Origin of the sequence: Bacillus sp. RCC_6_1 (genome assembly GCF_041360755.1) — a bacterium.
GTDB lineage: Bacteria > Bacillota > Bacilli > Bacillales > Bacillaceae_G > Bacillus_A > Bacillus_A cereus.
Map to the genome: position 1 here is coordinate 98708 of NZ_JBFUPV010000007.1, position 18957 is coordinate 117664.

Consider the following 18957-nt stretch of genomic DNA (forward strand, 5'->3'; position numbering starts at 1 on the left):
CGTTGTTCAATATTATGAATTGAAACCTCTGAAAAATCATTAATTATTAATGCTAATTGAATTAAGAACTTTGCTCTGTAGCGTTACCTTTATTCTTACTTTCACCTAAATCAATATCTGAGGATATATTTTGTATAAATTTTCTATATATTTCTCTTTGCTCCTTTTGAGTAAAATTCCCTTCTTTAATTATTGCCTTGAGAGTGTTCAGTTTAATCATTACATCTTTATTTAAGGGCTCTCGCTTAAAAAGTATATCTAGTCTTACTAGAATAATACCTAAACAAAAAACTGAGATTGTATTAAAATTATGAATAGCACTCTTAATCTTTCCTATGGTAAATTCAGCTACAACATTTTTCACTCCAATAAGCACAACACCAAGTACGATACCATACGCTGTTCTTTCTGGCTGCTTTAGTAACAGGATATCTATCGATTTATATAAGTAAGATGTAATTTTATCAAAATCAATGTTCATTTAATAACTGCACCTTCCTCACATAATTTGAAAAATCTACAATAGTATTGCATATTGCTTCTTCATTGAAAATCTTATTTCCATTAATTTTATCATTATTTCGGATAATAAATTCTACTAGTTCCCTCGCTTCATAATCATTTGTTCCAAACAAACCATTCTTTATTCGATACTTAAGTAAAAATTGATAACTGCAAGCTAATATTGCAAAAAGAAAAGGAATTATATTTATGTATAAGGGAATTGCAAAACAAAACGATAATGCTAGTAATAATATACTTCCGAATCCTATAGTAAAATAAGCTTTATGTATTTTTTTCATCTTACTCTCTAAAAATAATGCAGAGATAATAAGTTTATTTCTATTTTTTCTCTTTGCTCTCATCCTTCTCTTCTTTGTTTTTTCCATTGACTTTGATAGTTCACTAATTAATATAATTGCAAACATACTTGCTATGAAGTTACTAAGACTTTTCCTATTTTTTGATTTTTCCTTTTTTACATTCCTTTGATTTAGAATCTGGTTGTAGATACTAACCATTTCTGAATCTATCTTATTGTTTTTCAGTTTTATTTGAATTAAGTTTACTACAGTTGTAGAGACCATTGTAGCTAAAGTTGCCATTAAAATTTTGGGTCCTAAATCTAAAACACTGAAAAAACTTATTATTTCTTTAAAAAAACTCATTAATTCTCTTTCTCCTCTCTTTTTATGATAAATTACTATCTAACTTTCAGATGAATTATACCACTCATTCCTATTTTAAGTAATAATTAGTAAATATTATTTATAAAAATCCTTTTTTCTAGCAAATGATTATGGTGAAATGTTGAACGATATATCACCAAAGAAATATAGTTTTTTTCAGCGTGATAAAGAAAGAGACATAGCCATCATAAGCCTTATTTTAGGTACTGGCCTTCGAGTTTCCGAGGTAGCTAGTCTTACTATATCTAGTATAAACTTCCGTCAAGGGAAAGTAGAAGTGACGCGTAAAGGTAATAAAAGATCTTCTATATTAGCTACCCGCTCTTGCTTAGATGATGTTCAGGAATACATTAAAGTTCGTCCTGGTAAATATAACTGCCCCCAAGATGAAGACTTACTCTTCGTAACAAATTATAAGGGGAAATATACACAGTTAACTGTTAGATCTATACAGAAGTTATGTGACAAGTATTCAAGTGCATTTGATGAGAAACGTAGCCCTCATAAACTACGGCACACATATGCAACAAACCATTATAAAGAAAACAAGGATCTTGTATTACTGCGAGATCAACTTGGCCACACTTCTATAGAAGTTACTAGTATCTATACAAATATTAATAATGAGAAGAAACGTGAGGCTGTTGATCGCTTGGAAAGAAGACAATTTGAATAAAAAATACAAATAATTGTACAAAATCTACATTTATGCAATTATTTTGGGTAAGCTACACCTTTATATCTGTTCTCTTATTCAGTAAAACATTTGATATATCCATCTTTTACTGTAGCTTTGAAATATTATTTGATCAAATTTGTTCTAGTAACCTTGATAAATGAACAAAAATTAAGAGCGAGTTCCAAAAAATTTAATCGAAACACACTCTTAATTTTTTAAATTGAATCATTATTTTATAAAAAGTCTTTTCATTTCAGCAAATCTTTCTCCAGTATAGTGCCCGATTCTGGAATATTGAAAATGCAAAATAGTTCATGTGTTATCTAAATAAGCTCTTGTTAGTTGAAAGTAAATAATTCAATATAATAACAGACATTTTCGTTATATTGGTATTTCTTCACCTATATCACAACGGAAAACTTTATTATGATGTATGGTCCTTCTTTATAAAAACATTATTATTGCACTATAATCTATATACTACTTCTTCATGTTTTTCAATTCTTAAATCTTCTATTAAATTTGCTACTGTTTTTCTATTGGCTATTCTTTTTTCTTGAAAATCATTCAAAATACGATCATTTCTCCAAAATATTGAACAGTGATATTGAGTACCAATAAAATAATACTTATAAGGATTTGATCTATCACGATCTTCTACTTCAAGTTCACTAAGACGATATACTTCGTCCTCAATTTCTACATATCCTGAATTCAGGTGATGACTATGTACTATGTGTTTATTGTCTATTATAAGTGCACTATATGTCTCTTCTCCATCTATAATAAAAGGTTCGTTATCTTCCGTTTCAAGCATGATTAAATCATCATAAACACTACCAATATACAGCCATATTCCTTTGATTTTTATTTCTCTACAATTTAACAAAATCTTTTTATCACCCAAATACTTTAGACTGCCGAAATCAAGATTTCCTATTCCAGTGTTATACCAAAGTTTAAGTTTGAAGTTTTGTTTGTTAATATTTTCAACTAGTCTTTTTATATATTTTTCATCTTCAACAAATTGTAGACCTTTAGACACGAATGGGCATGTAGCACTAATAGCATCATTTAACATATACATCTCGTCAAAGGGATCAACTTTTCTTCTGGATTTCTTAATTTGTTCTATATGTTCCCGTATCTCATTAATACTCTGGTATCGTCCTTCATGGTTATTATCAAGACACTTATTTAATACTATTTCTATAACTTCTATTTCTTCTGATTGAAAGGCAGCAGTAATTCTCCTTCTATTTGTTCCTCTATGGGTTTCTCCAAATACATACCATTGACACACCTGACCAAGAGCATATATATCCATTGAAGGGGCCGGAGAAACACCTTTCTTTGCTTGCTCAGGAGCTGAAAACTCATAATTACCTAATCGTTCTTTCTTTTCAGTTTTTGCTTTTAGTATATATAACTCAGGGTTATAATTAGCAATACCAAAGTCAGTTAAAACAAAGTCAATTTCTTTTGTCACTAGAATATTTTCAGGCTTAATATCTCTATGTATTATTCCATATTGGTGTATTTTTTCTAATGTATCAAGTAAAAAGTTAAATAATTTTATAAAAGTCTTTTCATTTATTTCAGGAGTATCTTCTCTAAACTTCTTTAGTGCTTTGTCGTACCTTTTCATAATAATAGCAGGAATTAAATAACCATCATCAAATTTAATTTCTTCATAATTTATATAATTAACAATGTTAGTACGATCTTCTATTAAATTAACGTTAAAATATTCTGCTTTAAAACGGTCTAATTTACTGGATTGTGTATCCTCTATAAGAAATTTTATTGCAACCTCTTTATTATTTTGAATTCCAGCATAAACAAGCCCGTTACCGCCTTGACCAATTTGTTCCAATTTTGAAATTTCCCCTAATTTTAAATTGATAGACTTGTTATTATTCCTTATAAAACTACTTATTCTCTTTCTATTTTCTTCTGTTCCAACTCTTTTAATTTCATTTACTTCAACCATTGTATCCTCCCGTTTTAACTTAATTTATTAGTAATAAATCTAAGTTCTATTAACCACTATCATTTTAAAAAATGCAATAACCATATTGGCTTTTATATTCAAGTATATTTCCTTTAATTCTTTAACTTTACTATCATTAAAGAATTTAAATAAATTGGTTTTTTCGCTACATTCACCTACACCTATAAATTTTCTATACTGTCCTAGTTGCTAGATAAAAAACGAATCTTAATATAGCAACCCTACTCTTCAACTATTTTCTTAGATATTATATATCCTAACATTTTTAGATAATATTTTTTAGATATTAATATAACAACTTATCTTTCAATTCTTCAAGATATACATCTCTAACTAATTTAAAGAAACCTATATATTTCCCGAAATAATCGCTAAATTGCTTTATAAATCCTTCTCTTTCTTCAATATGATGAGACCATATAAACATACTCCCCATCAATTCACCTATCTCCCTTTCAATTTCTTTTAATTCACCTGGCGATATACCTTGTGGGTAATAATTAAACCATTCCAACCAATCCGCAAGTAACTCCTCAACAGAGGATAGTCCCGATTCTGGGCAAAAATCAAATTCCCTTTTTCCAGCTGTAATAAATGTGTCTAAATCATTTAAAATTAGACGGATTATATATGAAGTACTCGCATTTCCGATACTATGTCTCATATATTCTCCTCCTTTTCACTTTTTTCTTCCAATAAAATATGTTTGTTATACCATTTATTTATTTTTCCTTTGTAATACTTTTCGACTTCGTAATCCGGAATCCAAATTTCACGATCATAGATTTTACTCATTACACTTTCTAGAACATCCTCATGTTCTCTCGGTTTTAATCTACGGTTATGAACCTTAATCTTCTCTATATAAGCCTCTCTCAGCCAAGTTAATATGGTTTCACGCTGTTTTTGCTTTAGGTGAGACCATTTCTTATTAGTTTGTAGTAATTGCCCCTTAGAATTCCTTGTGTGATTCTTCATCGAACGCTACCTCCCCTACTTTATTTTTACTTATTTCTTATTCGAACCGAAAACACAACGCATTCCAAATCGAGTCACAGCATATGTCGTACCAATTTTACGGATTGAGCCTTTTGGGAAATCATTTATTCTTTTACGTAATGTCGATGATTCGATTCCCCACTCTTCTATTGCATCCGTACTACTCATAATTTCGTTATCCAATAGATTAAGGTCTCCCCAATCAACATTTTCAAAATTAAATCCGTCCATCTTTAACTGCTGCATCATGTCTCTTTCGTCTCCTTTTACCGCAAACAAATTATGATCCTCTCCCTGATGGACTTCTTCTAACACTTCTACGTTTAGATACTCATTGTCAGTTACCTCAATCGTACTATTCTCAGATATATAATAGTAGCTACCTTCTTTTACTTTGAATATAGCCTTATTCCATATACCATCTGCACTAGTACCTTCAAAAATCCGTTCCGCTTTCATATTAATTCATTCTCCTTTCACGCAAACGTGATATAATTCGAATTACTTCAACTATATCACGTTTGCGTGAATTATTAAAGTGAGAGTTATGATTCAAATATAAGTAGGTGTATAAAGACAATAAAGTTATTTAACTTTAATACCTAAAACAAGCATAACCCCGTACTAAATTTAGGACGGGGTTAAAATATAGTTATTTAATTTTCGATATCAGATACTTCACTGTACTCAAAAATATAACAATAAAGTCGTTTGGAAATCTAAGGTTTATTCAAAAAATAGCGCGCGATCCTGGAAGATTTCAAAAACGTTTATTTTTCTTTTAACATTGAATACTTTTGATAAGTTTTATAGAAGCTGATACCAATGAAAACAAGCATAAGGGCTGGAAGCAACCTCAAAAGGACAAATGGAGTTTCAAATAATAATGCTTTCCAAAACAATGCACCTTTCATACTCCAAAGACCTTCAGTTAAATATACACCTGAATTCTTGTAAAGCATATGAAAATAAGGCAATAACAGTATACCAATACCAGATGAATAACCCATCAATCTTTTATAATAATTGCTCTTTGATTGGCGATCCGAGAAGATTTCATTTTGATCATCATCTTCTTTTTGCCAATATCGAGTTCCACTAAGCCAGGGCCCCTTTATATAGTTCCAACCGAAATCTTCATATATCCCTCTGTAATCTTTAAACTTTTTCTTTGACAAATAATCTTGATAATCCAGTCGCATCACATACCTCTTGTCGGTTTTTTCGAAAGTGTATATTCCTAATCCACTAATATTTGTACAACGATAGCCTTTTTGTAATTGCTCATTCAGCCATTCCTCCTCTTTTTCGATATCAAAAAATATCTTAGCTTTCTTCATTCGATTCACTTCCTTCGTACAGGGATAAAATATGTAATAGCCTATTTTGCTCCATTTTCAAAATGGCACTTCCTTCCGCAGTTATCATATAAACTTTTCTCCGACCTGACTCTCCAACAGATTCAATCCAACCATGCTTATTCAAGTTTTCAATCGCACCGTATAATGTACCAGCTGCTAAAGTAACAGTACCGTTACTTATCTTTTCTATCTTCTGCATTACGGCATAGCCATGGAGTGGCTCACGCATAGCTAATAAAATATAATGCATGGTTTCAGACAACGGTAGTAATTTATGTTTCATATCCTCACCCTTTATTCAGTTCGACTATATAGTTCAACTTAATAATAAAGTAATACAGTTCAACTGAATAGTCAATAATATTTTCAATATTTGTCAAAAGAACTTAAAATAAATAGCTTAATAACAAGGGGGAAATCAAGCTAAAAAGTCACTTTCCTTACGTAAGGGAAAGCAACTTTTTGTGTAGTCTTATTCAATTAAATGGCTCAATTGTTGAAGAACATGACCAGCATTTTTTAAATAACTTTATTATGTTTTAAACGAATTTATTGTAAATTAAACAACTTTATTATCTCTGGACAGTAGGATACTTTAATTAACTGTTTTTTTCTGAATTTTATTGAAAAATAAATATAAAATAGTTAAATGCGTAGGGGATTTTGCTACAATGGTAATATATAACATTAGCATACTTCTATAGGATGGGGGAATATATAATGATTGTTTCAGTAAAGGGGAACGAGCAAGTTACCAAAATGTTAAATGACTGGTATACAGAGATACGTGCCAGACATGTAGGAAAGGCACATAATTTAAAACTTGAGATTGATCAAAAAATACATAACATTGAAGAAGATCAAAACCTACTTTTATACTATGCTCTTTTAGACTTTCGTCATCAATATATGCTTGATAGTTTAAGTATTGGAAAAGATAGTTTTGATAAAGTAGATTCATTGGGTGAACCTGCAGATCAGTTCTTACAATACTACTACCACTTCTTTAAAGCTATTCATTCAAATATAACAGGTGATTTTACATGTGCAAAAGAACATTATAATCAAGCTGAATTACTCTTAAAACACATTCCCGATGAAATTGAGCATGCTGAATTCCATTTTAAATTATCAACTTTCCATTATCATATTTATAAACCGCTTGCTGCAATCAAAGAAGCTACCAAGGCAAAGGATATCTTTAAAAAGCATGCAGGATATGAAACTAATATTGGATTATGTGATAATTTAATTGGATTAGCTTGTACTCATTTAAAACAATTTGAGGAAGCTGAAGAACATTTCATTACAGCTATTAATACATTCAAAAAATCTGGTGAAGAAAAGAATATCACGTTTGTACGCCATAACTTAGGTTTAATGTATTCAGGTCAAAATTTATCTGAACTAGCAATACGATACCTCTCTGAAGTAATACAAGAACTCCCTAAAGATTATAAAGCAATCTTTATTAAAGCTAGGGAGCATATGAAAATCGGTGAGTCCAAAGAAACTTCTAATCTTATAGTGAAAGGCTTAGAGATTTGTAAAGAGCTACAGAATGAAGAATACGAACATCACTTTTTAATTTTAGAAAAATTAAATCAAAAGGTCTCTGCTGACGAATTAGAGAAGACAATTAAAACAGGAACCTCTTATTTTGAGAGAGAAAATCTACATGAGTACGTACAGAAATACGCTAAAAAATTAGCAGTTTTATTCCACCAAGAAAATAACCGTTCAAAAGCAAGCGATTATTTTTATCTTAGCCATCAAGCAGAAGAACAAAACTTTGAAAAGGAGGCTTTAAAATGAAAAAAGTAATGTCTAGCTTAATTGGATTAACAGCCGTATTCACGTTTATGTTTAACGCTAGCAATGTAACTGATACACAAAAAGCTCTTAGCGAGGATAAAATCGTACAATATGCTCACGGCCATACTGGTGGATGAAAAAAAACAAAGGTCTTCACTTCATTGTGAGGACTTTTATTTTTATATGGGATCTCTGTGTAAGAATAACAATATAATAAAATCCTAAAATCTTAATATATCGAAAACATTATAATTATACCGTTCTTTTTGCATCCATAAGAAGGATCTAAAAAGATTAGAACATTTAAAGAGAGGAAGAAACTATTAATGCATACACAAGAAAATTTTTATAAGAAGTTAATAGAGGGAAAAAGATTAGTAACGATATTTTTAATAAATGGAATAAGGGTGCCAGGAATCATTATCGCTGTTGATAAATTTTCAGTGCTAGTTTCTAGTCACGGAAAGCAACAATTCATTTACAAACAGGCTATTTCAACAGTTTCTTTATGCGGGGTACCGTCAGCATTTTTGAAAAAATCCACACTAAGAAAAAACTAGCTCCTACAAGAGAGGCTAATTTACATAAAATTCGTTATTGGAAGTCGTTTTAAAATTCTACATGTTTACTTTTTTCTTATTCTTACGAATAAACCACAACACCACAGTTAAAAATAATAAAAAAATCAGTAAAAAGAGCGGTATTTTTTGAATAAAGAAAAATCCTTTCCAAAAATCTAACCTAGTACTATCAGGAGAATCTGTTGCCATCCCACCTATAAAATAAGATAACGGAATGGTAAGTATATTTATCCCTAAACCGATCATTACGAATGATAGATTTTTACTCCAGATTTTTGGTAATGCAGCCATAATAAATAAAACTAATGCAGTACCAATTATAAGAAACAGTACTCCAAAATAAAATGAAAAATATAAAATAATCCCCATAATATCCCTCCAAGGCTTTAATTGTACCATCAATAAGGGTAATTTTGGTTGAATATGATATTCATAGAAAGTTAACATAACGCAACATTATCGGTAGCGAAGAAAAAAGTGCCCCCTTAATCTCAGAAGGGATTCGCCTTTTTCTATCACTCTATGCATCTTTTTATACATTCCTATTCTAGAACGCATTTTGGCTTCCCTATGGTTCCCGGTGTCCCCCTATTTTTTGCATAAAACTTTGAATACTCTTAGCGTGTTTTTTTCAAAAATGCTGGCCGTACCCCTCTTCAGGTGAAGCGCCTTAGATCATCTTTCCCTTATTTTCAAAAGGACCTGCTCATTTAATCCATAAAAACATAAAGTAATTTGAATCCATTAAGATACATGAGTGACTCCTTATTTTTCTCCTACTATTTAAAGGAGGAATTATTATGGGCTTTGGTGGTAGTTGCGGTGGCGGCTGTGGCTTTGCAGGAGGATTTGCTTTATTAGTTGTATTATTTATTTTATTAATTATTGTTGGAGCTTCTTGCTTCTGCTAAAAACTATGGGAAAAGACACTCTTATTTGGGTGTCTTTTCTTTTGTACATTAAAAAACTCACCATCCAACAGAAATGGCGAGATCCTTATATATTATTTAATATCTTGTTTTCTTTAATACTTTTCTTCTTAGTTAAAAATTTATTTGCGTCGTCAACAAATAACCAAAAATTATTACAGAAATTACCAGTCCCACAGCAGCACCAAATAATCCTTGTCCTTCATTACTAGCCCAAAATTCCTTTAGATCTGCTTTTGCTTGTTTCCTATTTTCGCCTGTTGAAAATAGATAACGAATGGAATATGTAACAAGTAAAAAGAATGACAAGATTACCTCGATTATATCTATCATGACTTATGCCTCCCTAATATATGTGAACCAATAATTTCCTTATACATTATATCAGCTAGGGTACACGGAAGTATAACAAATTATTTTTATAATTTAATTTATTAATCGGTAGGGCATTAATACAGGATAGTTCAAGTCGGAGGAAGGCGCCTTTGGGTGTTTTTTTTATTTCATTTCGACATAATATGACAAAATAGTTGTGATTATATTTGTTATGATAGTTCAGGTAAATCTTACATTTTAAACGCTGGGGGATACATACTATGAACAAAAAACTATTAACAACACTTACTTGTTTCGCTTTATTTATGGGATTAGCAGCATGTTCATCTAACGAGACAGCAAGTACTTCCAAAGAATCTAAAGCTGAGCAAGAAGCACAAAAGGAAGCGGAGAAAGCAAAGAAAGCTGAAGGAAAAGGGACTGTGAAAAAGGAGAAAGCAGAACAAGAGACGGCTGAAAAGCAACGCAAACAGCAAGAAGAGGCTACAAAAAAGGAACAACCAACAACTACTTCTGGTAACACTATTAAAGGCTTAAAAGACGAACTATCCATTGGTATGCCATTTAAAGATTATCTTGCTAAAAAGAAATCATTAAATGTAGAGAATCCCTTCAGTATTTCACTTGGAAAAGGTAATGTAGGTAGTGTTCTTCAAGCTCAAGATGGAGTATTAGTTGTATGTATTGATGGAGAAAAGATATTCGATTTAAAAACATTTAAAAATGTTGATGAAGCTAAAGAATACGAAAAGAGCTTAAAAGTAAAACAATAGATTCAATTCATATTTCTCAATCATCAATATCACTTAATATTGTAAAATATTATTTGGATGAAAGTCCAAATGCATATTATTAAAATTAAAGTGGTTCAAGTCGGAGGAAGGCACCTTAGGGTGTCTTTTCTTTATGCATAAAAAAGCCGTATCTTCCTATGAAGTGCACCCCAATTGTTAGACTGTGTCTAACAATTGGGGTGCACTTCAAGATAATCGGCTTTTTCTTTGTAAATCAAAACAGTAAAATTATCTGAAACCTATAAATATATATTATTACATAAAATATGATTCTTAGTATTCAATAATCAATTAATCCTCATCATACAAATTATCTACAGATTCTTGTAAAGAATCTAATAGATAGTCGCTGAAGTTTTTATAAGTAATGGCATACAGTTCCTTTGAAAAACGACTCCAAAAGACAACAGGGCACTCGCCATCTTTCATTTGATTGGTATCTAAACATGTCACAGTACCATCGATATCATTTAAAACAATGTATTGTTCAGGAAGGTTATATGTTTCTCTATATAACTTGGTGTAGTAAACAACGGAAGAATATGCAGCTGTTGTCTCACAACCATGGATATCTATACCATCCAGTCCGCCGCTACCATACTGTTTTAAAAACCAATGATAACTGTTTGGGAACGTAGTGTTTAACATTTGTGCTGCTTCTCGAATTGTATCTTCATTTACCCCTCCCATAAAATCACCATCTTTTTCATATGTGGAAATGATTGAAATAATCTTGTCATTCATCTATTTATTTCCCTTCTAAATGTTCTTTTTCTCTCATTTTCCAATAGTTATTTCTAAAATTATTATACTGTTTATATAGCTCTTTGTCGTTTCTAAAATTTTCTCCTGTTTCTACAAAACCATTCAATGCTTTAGTGAATTCATCATGTTTATTAGCTGGTATTTCAACCATTGCTCCAGGTTCTTTTTGCGTTAAATGATGTAACTCAATTTTGTGGTTATCTTTTGTAAAATGTACCCCGCCTTCTAAAGCTAATTGAAGATTCGACTTTCCGCTTTTATTAACGGATGGTGAGGCGACGTAATCCCAATCTATACTTTTCATACGGTAAACCCTTCTACTAATATCTTTAGTTTGCCCAGCCACTTTAACAGTACCTGTCACTTCATGTGCTGCATATTTACATTGATTTTTCATTGAGTTCTTCTTGAATTTTTTTCATAAATCTAATAAATATTAGTTAAAAAGCTTAATATTTACTCCCTTACTTTTTTAAGGAGAAAGTTTTCTTTATTTTAACAGAGTAAACCTAATATATACTTTTTAATAACTACATATAGAAAAACCATAGAATCTAATTACTTCTATGGTTTTAAATTTATATTTATTTTTGAGTACCACATAAAAAATCTTAACGCTTCAAGTAGTATTTCATATCCTATAATGTTTCTAATAATAACAATGTTCAGTTTCCTTTCTAGATTTTCATTATTAACTTGTTAATTATAAAAAGTTAATCTCTGATAGTGGATAAAAGGCACGAATTATACTAAAATAATCTCTCCCCTGCTCAGCAAGATATACACTTCCCCATCTACAGAAGTATTCATTTGATTCATTTCTTATGCCACTACAATAATTAATTAGTATTGGTTCAATACTATACGGTTTTACAATGTACTGATTAAAAATCTCATCAACTATATCATCGATTTGAGAAAACGTACTTCTACCATAATTATAAGATTGATCAAACAAAGGAGTACTACTAATAGTAAACCCTCTTTCCAAATAATGCTCATTATATATACGATTTAATACAAAAGATGTTATACAAATTATATTAGCCTTAATAGCTTCTTTAGGCCATGTTGGATAAAGTTCTGAAGCAGCTACGTTTTTTATATATTCCTTAAATTCCACTTTATATCTTGGAGCTAATTCATTAGGATTTCCATCATGAACGATAATGTATTGAGGGATGTTTAAGCTATTTGCATGTTGAGGAAAGTGAGAAAAACGGGGATAGTTTGATCGAAGTTGTCTCTCTAAATAATATTCAGTTAATGCATGTTGAGGAATATTAATTGTTTCAATTAATTGGCGTTCTCCTGTTCGATTAACAGGAACCATTTCCACTCTTTGTTTCGCTGTAGTTTCCGGAAAGATTTGTACACCTCTAATTATTTTAACTCCATAGTTAGGTGCTTCGATTGTAAGAACATATTCTGTATAAGGTTTAGGTCCTGAAGGATTCTGAGAATACTCTTTAGGAGGCGCTGATAGAGAAATGGGACTTGTGAAACCAATGTCATTTGTTTGGAGTGTAGCAATAACTTGACTACTATCCTCTTGCTTACGAATGAATACCTTTGCACCCTTAATAGGTTTATCTGTATTCATTTCATAAACAGATACAATTAATTTACCAGTTGATGCCCGATTAGAATGCCGTGTATCATAATAAATTTGATTTTCATTAAAAAATAGATGTGGTTGATAATAAATTTGCTGTCCTAAATCCAATGGATAAGAATAATTTTCATTCAAATCTATTCGTCCTCCCTCTATGTCTGTTCATTTAATTACTCCTTGTCACTTTTACATACATCACTATTTAAGAAAAGGGATAATATCTATTATTATTGTAGAATGATTGAGCTTGCTGATAATTGGACACATTTGTCATAGAAGAGGGATAAATAGATACTGGATTTTGATTTTGAGAAGGCGCTTGTGTTTTAAGATTTAAACCTGTATTCGTTTGCTGTGGCATTGAATTACTTGTTAAAGGCGTTCGGGAAGTTCCTAGAGTATATTGTATTGCTTCAAGGATTATCCATAGTTCTTTACGCACTACTCCTGTAACAGTAAAACTTTTTATCTTCTGAAACTCTTTCACTGACTTTTCAGTTCCAAGGCCAAAAAATCCATCTAATTGACCCTCGTAAAAACCATAATCCTTTAATAAATTTTGTAATTCCCTTACTTTTTCTCCTTGACTACCATTGTGCAAAATAGGATACATGCCAGGGAGATTAGTAACATACACATATACATCATTCATTTTATTCCAAGTTACCTCATCTACAGCCCCATTTTCAGAAATTTGGAACTGTCTTTGAAAAGCCTTAACTGCGTTTGCAGTACTTGAATTGAATGTACCGTTTACTCTTACTTCAGGAATATCTGTATATCTTTTTCTTATATGGAATAAATATTTTTGAATGGTTTCAACAGCAGTATTTTGATCTCCTTCCTTTAAATTATATCCTGGGAATGACTTAATTACTTTTATAAAATCAGCTAAACGAATTTCTATATTTTTATAGTAGTATTTTAAAATATCCATATAACTCATTCCTTGTTCTGCAAGGCATGCTGTCCCCCATTGATAAAGCATTCCTGGTCGACTTGCAAATGGGCATGGTTGCTTTTTACCAGCACGATATTGCGTGAAGAATGGTGTGTTTTCCCCATGCTTTGCAAGATATTGCTTAAATACCTCCTCCACTGCATCATCAGTAGATTCAAAGGTATTTCTCCCATGAACATACTGTTGATCAAACTGTGTACTACTTGTGATGGTGAATCCTTTTCCTTTATAAGGATTTACATAAATGCGGTTTAATGTAAAAGTCAATATGCAAAGAGCATTGGCTAACAATGCTTCTTTTTTCCAAGTCGGATAAACCTCGGAAGCGACCACATTTTTTATATAATCTTTAAATCTTAACTTATAATTTCGTGCGGGCGTATTTGGATGACCATCGTGAACGATAACAAATTCAGGTATCACAATATCTCTATCGCTATCTTCTCTTGTCTCTTGTTGTGTCTTGATTTCTTTTTGTAGTTCCTGCTGCGATTCCTGCTGAGGATATTGTCCGATTAATGTATGTTCCGGAATATCAATTATTTCAACAGAATCCCGTCCATCCGCGCCACTAATAGGTATAAGTTCCATTTTTTGAACTGCAGTAACACCTTCAAAAATTTGTGTACCACGTAGTACTACAGGTGCATAACCTGTAGCTTCAATGGAAATTGCATACTCTGAATATGGTTTAGGCCCTAATGGATCGGCCGCATTTTCTTTAGGAGGCGTAGGTAAGGCAACTGTATTTGTTTCACCGAATTCATTCGTATATAAAGTAATAACCTCACTTTGTCGGGAAGCTAAAATACGCCCTTCATTTGTCATTTTATAAATTGATAATTTGACACCCTTAATCGGTCTTTCTGTACCTTTTTCATATATTTTTGCAAATATCTTGCCACTTGGTTGCCGATAAAAAGCTTCCTGACCTTCATCACTCACTCCTGCTATAGAATGTGGTGGTTTAGAATTTCCTGAAGAATATGGTGGATAATTATACAAATTCATCTCTCCTCTCATCAAATCCTATTTATATTAAAACTCTCGTATATAAACAAAATAAAAAGGCCCTTTATCCATGATATTATGCTCAACTCTATTTTTTGAAATCATATAATTGCCTATTTTCTTTAAAGATTCTATAGATTTTAAAAAAATAAGTATGGACTACTCTATTAATACTTGACCACTTCCTGCTAATCTATCCTAAATCTCCTTCAATCCAAAAGGTTAATCTAGTTACACTTTTGTTATATACTATAAAAGCTAAATAACCTTATTTACAAAGATAATTTTATATAACTCAATTTTATACTTGCTCAAATCCTCTCTAAAATCATCAGAACACACGTTTGTACAACTCTATTTTTTCACTATCTTCTGCTAATCTATCCAAAATAACTCTTCAATCCAAAAGATTAATCTAGTTACACTTTTGTTACATACTATAAAAGTTAAATAACCTTATTTACAAAGATAATTTTAAGTAATTCAAATTTATACTTGCTTATAACAAAGAAAGTTATAAATTAAAGATTTCAGTTGATTTATAAAGCACTTTTTTTGAATTACTCCTTTAAAATCTATAATTAAAGCATAGAAAAAAATACTTACAAATATTTAAATAAAGTAACTTTACTTTTAGCAAGTTGAGTGAATAAAACTGAATATATTAACCGCTATTTCTTATACGATTAGTACCAGTCATATTAAAGTTCAATTCAGCTATAATAAATAACAGTATTCTAAAATCAAGGGGTGAAATATGGAGAATTTACCCACTTTAAAATTAGGCTCTACAGGATCTTATGTAACAGTCCTCCAATTAAATTTAAACGGTTTGGGAGTAAACTACGAGAAGCTTGCTATTACCGGTTTTTTTGACGAAAAAACAAATAAATGTACAAAAATTTTTCAAGAAAAAAATAAATTAAATCCAAATGGAATAGTAGAAGTTAACACATGGAGATCATTGTTTGAGAACGTAATATTAATACAAAAGAAGCTGCAATCTATGGGGATATATTTTGGAGAACTTGATGGGCTATTCAGTGTATCGACTACCCAAGCCATACAAGAATACCAAAAAGATCAAAATTTATACCCTTCTGGAGATATTACACCTAGAACACGCCATAAATTGTTTAATCCCAATTCTCAATCTGAATTTTATACTAGCTCTAATCACTTACACTCCTTACACCCATATGTTGAGATGTTGGCTAAAGAGTTTCTTGAATTAACAAAAGCTAATGGCTTAGATGTTCGAATATATTCCGCATTTAGGAGTTGGAATGAACAAGACCATTTATTTTCTTTAGGAAGATGGCAACCAGGTAAAAAGGTTACAAATGCTCGGGGCGGGGAATCATACCACAATTGGGGATTGGCATTTGATGCTGCACCATACGAAAATAACTCTATACCTTGGGGTAACATCAAAAAATTCAAGCAAATGGGGTATATAGGAGAAAAACTTGGTTTAAATTGGGGTGGGCGTTTTACTACCCTAGTTGATTATCCGCATTTCGAGTATTCTTTTGGATTAAGTACTTGGGATCTCCTTAACGGTATTACTCCTCCTCTTGAAGTGATTTAGCTTTTCATAAAACCTAAATCACTTCAAGAGTTTTTTATTCCTAAAGAAAGAATTATTATCAAAAAATCCAAATATACCATCCCTAGCTAATCCAAATGAAAAATTAAAGACAAAAATAATATGAACTAATGAATAAACATTAATGCTGCTTAAGAAAAACACCCGGATTAAAATAGTAATATCTTTAAGGAGCTCCTGCTTTAAGCGTAACGATCAAGTAAGCAATATTTTCCTTGCTCTAAAAAAATAAAACGTACCTATAATGTTTCCTTTGAAACTAAACAGACTATTTTCCTTCTACTATAACCATAACTTTTTTATAAATTCTGTATTCTCACTAGCAAACTCTGCTTTAACAGCTGGAATTTGTAGGAATAGAACTGGATTATTTACATTATAACAACTACTAAATATTATAATTCCACATATGAATCTGAGTTTTATAAGTTCAAAAACACTTTATATACATATAGATATAATATGTTTTCCCTATCTATCTTCTTAAATCAATATATATGTTAAATGCATGTTTCTTTAATAGAGTATAAAAATACTTAATAAGTACATAATAAGGTTGCTATGTTTGCTTTTAATTTTTTAGTAGCAATACAATATAGCAAATTAACAATATTAAAAATAATGAAAGTAAGGTGTAAAAAAATGAACAAGAATCTGGTTAGGGTTTCAGGTAGTGAACGTAACGTCCCATCTAACGCAAAGAAGGTGGCTTCAGCTGACCCAAATGAAAAGATGTTAGTAACCATTGTTGTTAAACGTCCTTCTAATACTGAAAAGTTGAAATCTATGATTGAAAAAGCAACTACTAGTCCGTTTTCAGAACGTGGTCACCTTAGCCATGAAGAGTTTGAGTCCAAGCATGGCGCTAATCCTAATGATTTGAAAAAGATAGAAGCATTTGCAAATGAACAAGGACTAGAGGTAAAAGACATAAATGCTGCTGCTGGAACGGTTAGGTTAGCGGGAACTGTTGATAGATTCAGTACAGCATTTGGTGTGGAGCTTGCACAATATGAGCATCCTGACTTTACATATCGCGGACGTACAGGGCATGTACATGTTCCAGAAGAAATTTCTGATATTGTTGAAGCCGTTTTAGGATTAGATAACAGACCACAAGTGTCTCCACATATTTGTATGTTGGAAGAAGATAAGGTTGTAAGTGCAGCTGCAAGAAAAACATTTACACCACCCGAAGTAGCAAAACTTTATAATTTTCCATCTTTAAATTGTAAGGACCAATGCATCGCTATTGTAGAATTTGGCGGGGGATACAATCCTAATGATATAGTACAATACTTTAATCGCTTAGGAGTTTCTCAACCTAAACTAGTTGATGTACTTGTAGATGGAGCACATAACCAAACAGGGGATGCTGCAGATGGTGAAGTGCAGTTAGACATTGAGGTAGCGGCTGCAGTTGCTCCTGGGGTGAAAATTGCTATGTATTTTGCACCAAATACCGACGATGGATTTCTTCATGGTATCAACAGAGCCATCCATGATCAAATTAACAAACCTTCTGTAATTTCTATAAGTTGGGGTGCATCTGAAGATAGCTGGACAAATCAAGCTAGAATAGCTTTAGATCGAGCTTTCCAAGATGCTGCAACACTTGGCATAACAGTATGTTGTGCCGCGGGGGATAATGGTTCATCAGATTTTAACCAAGATGGTTCTGCACCAGACCAATTACTTCACACTGATTTCCCTGCATCTAGTCCTTTTGCTTTAGCATGTGGTGGAACACGTTTAGAAGGGAACGATCACACAATAACTAATGAGGTTGTTTGGAACAATAGTCCTGCAAGGCAAATTGCTACTGGTGGCGGAGTGAGTGATGTATTCCCTCTTCCGAGCTGGCAGATAAATGCACATGTTCCGTCTTCAGCTAATCCAGGGGGGAAAAGTGGGCGTGGTGTTCCAGACGTGGCAGGTAATGCTGATCCAGAAACAGGGTATCAAATTGAAGTGAATGGGCAACAAACTGTTACTGGTGGAACTAGCGCTGTAGCTCCTCTTTGGGCTGGTTTAATTGCAAATATCAATCAACAATTGGGTCACTCAATCGGATTTATCAATCCAGTTTTGTATAAGTTATCGGCTCAAAATGGTATATTTCATGATATTACAATCGGGAATAATAATGTAAATAATGGAAACGGCGCTTATAAAGCATCTTCCGGGTGGGATGCTTGTACAGGATTAGGTAGTCCGGATGGAACTAATTTAATGAACGCTCTTGAAAATCTCAATGGTTAAAGTTAGATGACCTTACAAGTTAATAGAACTTGAAAG

20 protein-coding genes and 2 pseudogenes are annotated in these 18957 nt (G+C 31.8%); 8 read left to right on the forward strand and 14 right to left on the reverse strand.

The features are described from left to right. Positions 1–61 precede the first annotated feature (61 nt). Positions 62–481: a hypothetical protein gene (locus AB6801_RS19800; RefSeq protein ID WP_370941143.1), complete on the reverse strand. Its 420-nt coding sequence runs from the start codon at positions 479–481 to the stop codon at positions 62–64. Continuing rightward, entirely contained in the window at positions 471–1169 is a 699-nt protein-coding gene (locus AB6801_RS19805; protein ID WP_370941144.1) for a hypothetical protein, read from the reverse strand. Before AB6801_RS19805 ends, AB6801_RS19800 begins: the two co-directional genes overlap by 11 nt. Before the next feature lie 115 nt (positions 1170–1284). Between AB6801_RS19805 and AB6801_RS19810 the strand changes: the two are divergent. After that, positions 1285–1866, forward strand: a pseudogene (locus tag AB6801_RS19810) (tyrosine-type recombinase/integrase); the annotation flags it as partial. Positions 1867–2335: 469 nt separating this feature from the next. Here AB6801_RS19810 and AB6801_RS19815 read toward each other — a convergent pair. The 6 genes from AB6801_RS19815 to AB6801_RS19840 form a co-directional block, all read right to left on the reverse strand. After that, positions 2336–3862, reverse strand: coding sequence for a protein kinase domain-containing protein (locus AB6801_RS19815; protein ID WP_370941145.1), 1527 nt, complete (start codon positions 3860–3862; stop codon positions 2336–2338). A 307-nt stretch (positions 3863–4169) separates the two neighbouring features. Further along, positions 4170–4547, reverse strand: coding sequence for a hypothetical protein (locus AB6801_RS19820; protein ID WP_001216408.1), 378 nt, complete (start codon positions 4545–4547; stop codon positions 4170–4172). After that, positions 4544–4861: a transposase gene (locus AB6801_RS19825; protein ID WP_330939376.1), complete on the reverse strand. Its 318-nt coding sequence runs from the start codon at positions 4859–4861 to the stop codon at positions 4544–4546. The genes AB6801_RS19820 and AB6801_RS19825 overlap by 4 nt, the downstream gene beginning before the upstream one ends. Positions 4862–4891: 30 nt before the next feature. Next, positions 4892–5341, reverse strand: a complete 450-nt coding sequence (locus tag AB6801_RS19830) for a helix-turn-helix domain-containing protein (protein ID WP_330939375.1) — start codon at positions 5339–5341, stop codon at positions 4892–4894. A gap of 311 nt (positions 5342–5652) precedes the next feature. Then, the gene (locus AB6801_RS19835) at positions 5653–6222 is read right to left on the reverse strand and encodes a DUF2812 domain-containing protein (protein ID WP_330939374.1); all 570 of its coding nucleotides are present in this window, start codon (positions 6220–6222) and stop codon (positions 5653–5655) included. After that, positions 6209–6526, reverse strand: a complete 318-nt coding sequence (locus AB6801_RS19840; protein ID WP_098330011.1) for a PadR family transcriptional regulator — start codon at positions 6524–6526, stop codon at positions 6209–6211. Before AB6801_RS19840 ends, AB6801_RS19835 begins: the two co-directional genes overlap by 14 nt. A 437-nt stretch (positions 6527–6963) precedes the next feature. Here AB6801_RS19840 and AB6801_RS19845 point away from each other — a divergent pair, with 437 nt between their 5' ends. From AB6801_RS19845 to hfq, 3 genes and pseudogenes are all read left to right on the forward strand, one after another. After that, on the forward strand, positions 6964–8058 hold the full coding sequence (locus tag AB6801_RS19845; RefSeq protein ID WP_330939373.1) for a Rap family tetratricopeptide repeat protein: 1095 nt from the start codon (positions 6964–6966) through the stop codon (positions 8056–8058). Beyond that, positions 8055–8195: a hypothetical protein gene (locus AB6801_RS19850; RefSeq protein WP_000757474.1), complete on the forward strand. Its 141-nt coding sequence runs from the start codon at positions 8055–8057 to the stop codon at positions 8193–8195. The genes AB6801_RS19845 and AB6801_RS19850 overlap by 4 nt, the downstream gene beginning before the upstream one ends. Before the next feature lie 189 nt (positions 8196–8384). Next, positions 8385–8567: pseudogene (gene hfq, locus AB6801_RS19855) on the forward strand (RNA chaperone Hfq); the annotation flags it as partial. Positions 8568–8675: 108 nt separating this feature from the next. Here the strand turns inward: hfq and AB6801_RS19860 are convergent. Next, on the reverse strand, positions 8676–9008 hold the full coding sequence (locus AB6801_RS19860; RefSeq protein WP_141532392.1) for a hypothetical protein: 333 nt from the start codon (positions 9006–9008) through the stop codon (positions 8676–8678). A gap of 431 nt (positions 9009–9439) precedes the next feature. Here AB6801_RS19860 and AB6801_RS19865 point away from each other — a divergent pair, with 431 nt between their 5' ends. Continuing rightward, the gene (locus tag AB6801_RS19865) at positions 9440–9550 is read left to right on the forward strand and encodes a YjcZ family sporulation protein (protein ID WP_000505681.1); all 111 of its coding nucleotides are present in this window, start codon (positions 9440–9442) and stop codon (positions 9548–9550) included. A gap of 132 nt (positions 9551–9682) precedes the next feature. Here the strand turns inward: AB6801_RS19865 and AB6801_RS19870 are convergent, their stop codons facing one another. Then, positions 9683–9892 (reverse strand): hypothetical protein, encoded by a 210-nt coding sequence (locus AB6801_RS19870; RefSeq protein ID WP_098330025.1) that lies wholly within the window; start codon positions 9890–9892, stop codon positions 9683–9685. A 272-nt stretch (positions 9893–10164) separates the two neighbouring features. Between AB6801_RS19870 and AB6801_RS19875 the strand changes: the two genes are divergently transcribed. Then, a complete protein-coding gene (locus AB6801_RS19875; RefSeq protein WP_370941146.1) occupies positions 10165–10677 on the forward strand; it encodes a hypothetical protein in 513 nt (170 codons plus the stop codon). Between the two features lie 312 nt (positions 10678–10989). On the opposite strand, the gene AB6801_RS19880 is transcribed toward AB6801_RS19875, so the two are convergent. The 4 genes from AB6801_RS19880 to AB6801_RS19895 all read right to left on the reverse strand — a co-directional run bounded on the left by AB6801_RS19880 (position 10990) and on the right by AB6801_RS19895 (position 15044). Then, positions 10990–11442: an SMI1/KNR4 family protein gene (locus tag AB6801_RS19880; protein WP_098330014.1), complete on the reverse strand. Its 453-nt coding sequence runs from the start codon at positions 11440–11442 to the stop codon at positions 10990–10992. Positions 11443–11446: 4 nt separating this feature from the next. After that, positions 11447–11860 carry an HNH/ENDO VII family nuclease gene (locus tag AB6801_RS19885; protein ID WP_240528384.1) on the reverse strand — a complete coding sequence of 138 codons (414 nt, stop codon included), beginning with the start codon at positions 11858–11860 and terminating at the stop codon, positions 11447–11449. A 306-nt stretch (positions 11861–12166) separates the two neighbouring features. After that, positions 12167–13213, reverse strand: a complete 1047-nt coding sequence (locus AB6801_RS19890; protein WP_098330015.1) for a SpoIID/LytB domain-containing protein — start codon at positions 13211–13213, stop codon at positions 12167–12169. 67 nt (positions 13214–13280) lie between these two features. Continuing rightward, complete coding sequence (locus AB6801_RS19895) at positions 13281–15044, reverse strand: peptidoglycan-binding protein (protein ID WP_098330016.1); 1764 nt, start codon at positions 15042–15044, stop codon at positions 13281–13283. 763 nt (positions 15045–15807) lie between these two features. On the opposite strand from AB6801_RS19895, the gene AB6801_RS19900 reads away from it, so the two are divergent. Together AB6801_RS19900 and AB6801_RS19905 are read left to right on the forward strand one after the other, a co-directional pair. Further along, complete coding sequence (locus tag AB6801_RS19900; RefSeq protein WP_370941147.1) at positions 15808–16641, forward strand: peptidoglycan-binding protein; 834 nt, start codon at positions 15808–15810, stop codon at positions 16639–16641. Between the two features lie 660 nt (positions 16642–17301). After that, on the forward strand, positions 17302–18921 hold the full coding sequence (locus AB6801_RS19905; protein WP_330939369.1) for a S53 family peptidase: 1620 nt from the start codon (positions 17302–17304) through the stop codon (positions 18919–18921). The last annotated feature ends 36 nt before the right edge of the window (positions 18922–18957 follow it).

Excerpts from the sequence above, each read along its gene's own strand:
- AB6801_RS19800 (WP_370941143.1), bottom strand. The coding sequence starts at position 481 with ATGAACATTGATTTTGATAAAATTACATCTTACTTATATAAATCGATA.
- AB6801_RS19850 (WP_000757474.1), top strand. The coding sequence starts at position 8,055 with ATGAAAAAAGTAATGTCTAGCTTAATTGGATTAACAGCCGTATTCACG.
- AB6801_RS19825 (WP_330939376.1), bottom strand. The coding sequence starts at position 4,861 with ATGAAGAATCACACAAGGAATTCTAAGGGGCAATTACTACAAACTAAT.
- AB6801_RS19885 (WP_240528384.1), bottom strand. The coding sequence starts at position 11,860 with ATGAAAAATCAATGTAAATATGCAGCACATGAAGTGACAGGTACTGTT.
- AB6801_RS19860 (WP_141532392.1), bottom strand. The coding sequence starts at position 9,008 with ATGGGGATTATTTTATATTTTTCATTTTATTTTGGAGTACTGTTTCTT.
- AB6801_RS19835 (WP_330939374.1), bottom strand. The coding sequence starts at position 6,222 with ATGAAGAAAGCTAAGATATTTTTTGATATCGAAAAAGAGGAGGAATGG.
- AB6801_RS19875 (WP_370941146.1), top strand. The coding sequence starts at position 10,165 with ATGAACAAAAAACTATTAACAACACTTACTTGTTTCGCTTTATTTATG.
- AB6801_RS19845 (WP_330939373.1), top strand. The coding sequence starts at position 6,964 with ATGATTGTTTCAGTAAAGGGGAACGAGCAAGTTACCAAAATGTTAAAT.
- AB6801_RS19820 (WP_001216408.1), bottom strand. The coding sequence starts at position 4,547 with ATGAGACATAGTATCGGAAATGCGAGTACTTCATATATAATCCGTCTA.
- AB6801_RS19805 (WP_370941144.1), bottom strand. The coding sequence starts at position 1,169 with ATGAGTTTTTTTAAAGAAATAATAAGTTTTTTCAGTGTTTTAGATTTA.
- AB6801_RS19880 (WP_098330014.1), bottom strand. The coding sequence starts at position 11,442 with ATGAATGACAAGATTATTTCAATCATTTCCACATATGAAAAAGATGGT.
- AB6801_RS19840 (WP_098330011.1), bottom strand. The coding sequence starts at position 6,526 with ATGAAACATAAATTACTACCGTTGTCTGAAACCATGCATTATATTTTA.
- AB6801_RS19830 (WP_330939375.1), bottom strand. The coding sequence starts at position 5,341 with ATGAAAGCGGAACGGATTTTTGAAGGTACTAGTGCAGATGGTATATGG.
- AB6801_RS19865 (WP_000505681.1), top strand. The coding sequence starts at position 9,440 with ATGGGCTTTGGTGGTAGTTGCGGTGGCGGCTGTGGCTTTGCAGGAGGA.
- AB6801_RS19905 (WP_330939369.1), top strand. The coding sequence starts at position 17,302 with ATGAACAAGAATCTGGTTAGGGTTTCAGGTAGTGAACGTAACGTCCCA.
- AB6801_RS19900 (WP_370941147.1), top strand. The coding sequence starts at position 15,808 with ATGGAGAATTTACCCACTTTAAAATTAGGCTCTACAGGATCTTATGTA.
- AB6801_RS19815 (WP_370941145.1), bottom strand. The coding sequence starts at position 3,862 with ATGGTTGAAGTAAATGAAATTAAAAGAGTTGGAACAGAAGAAAATAGA.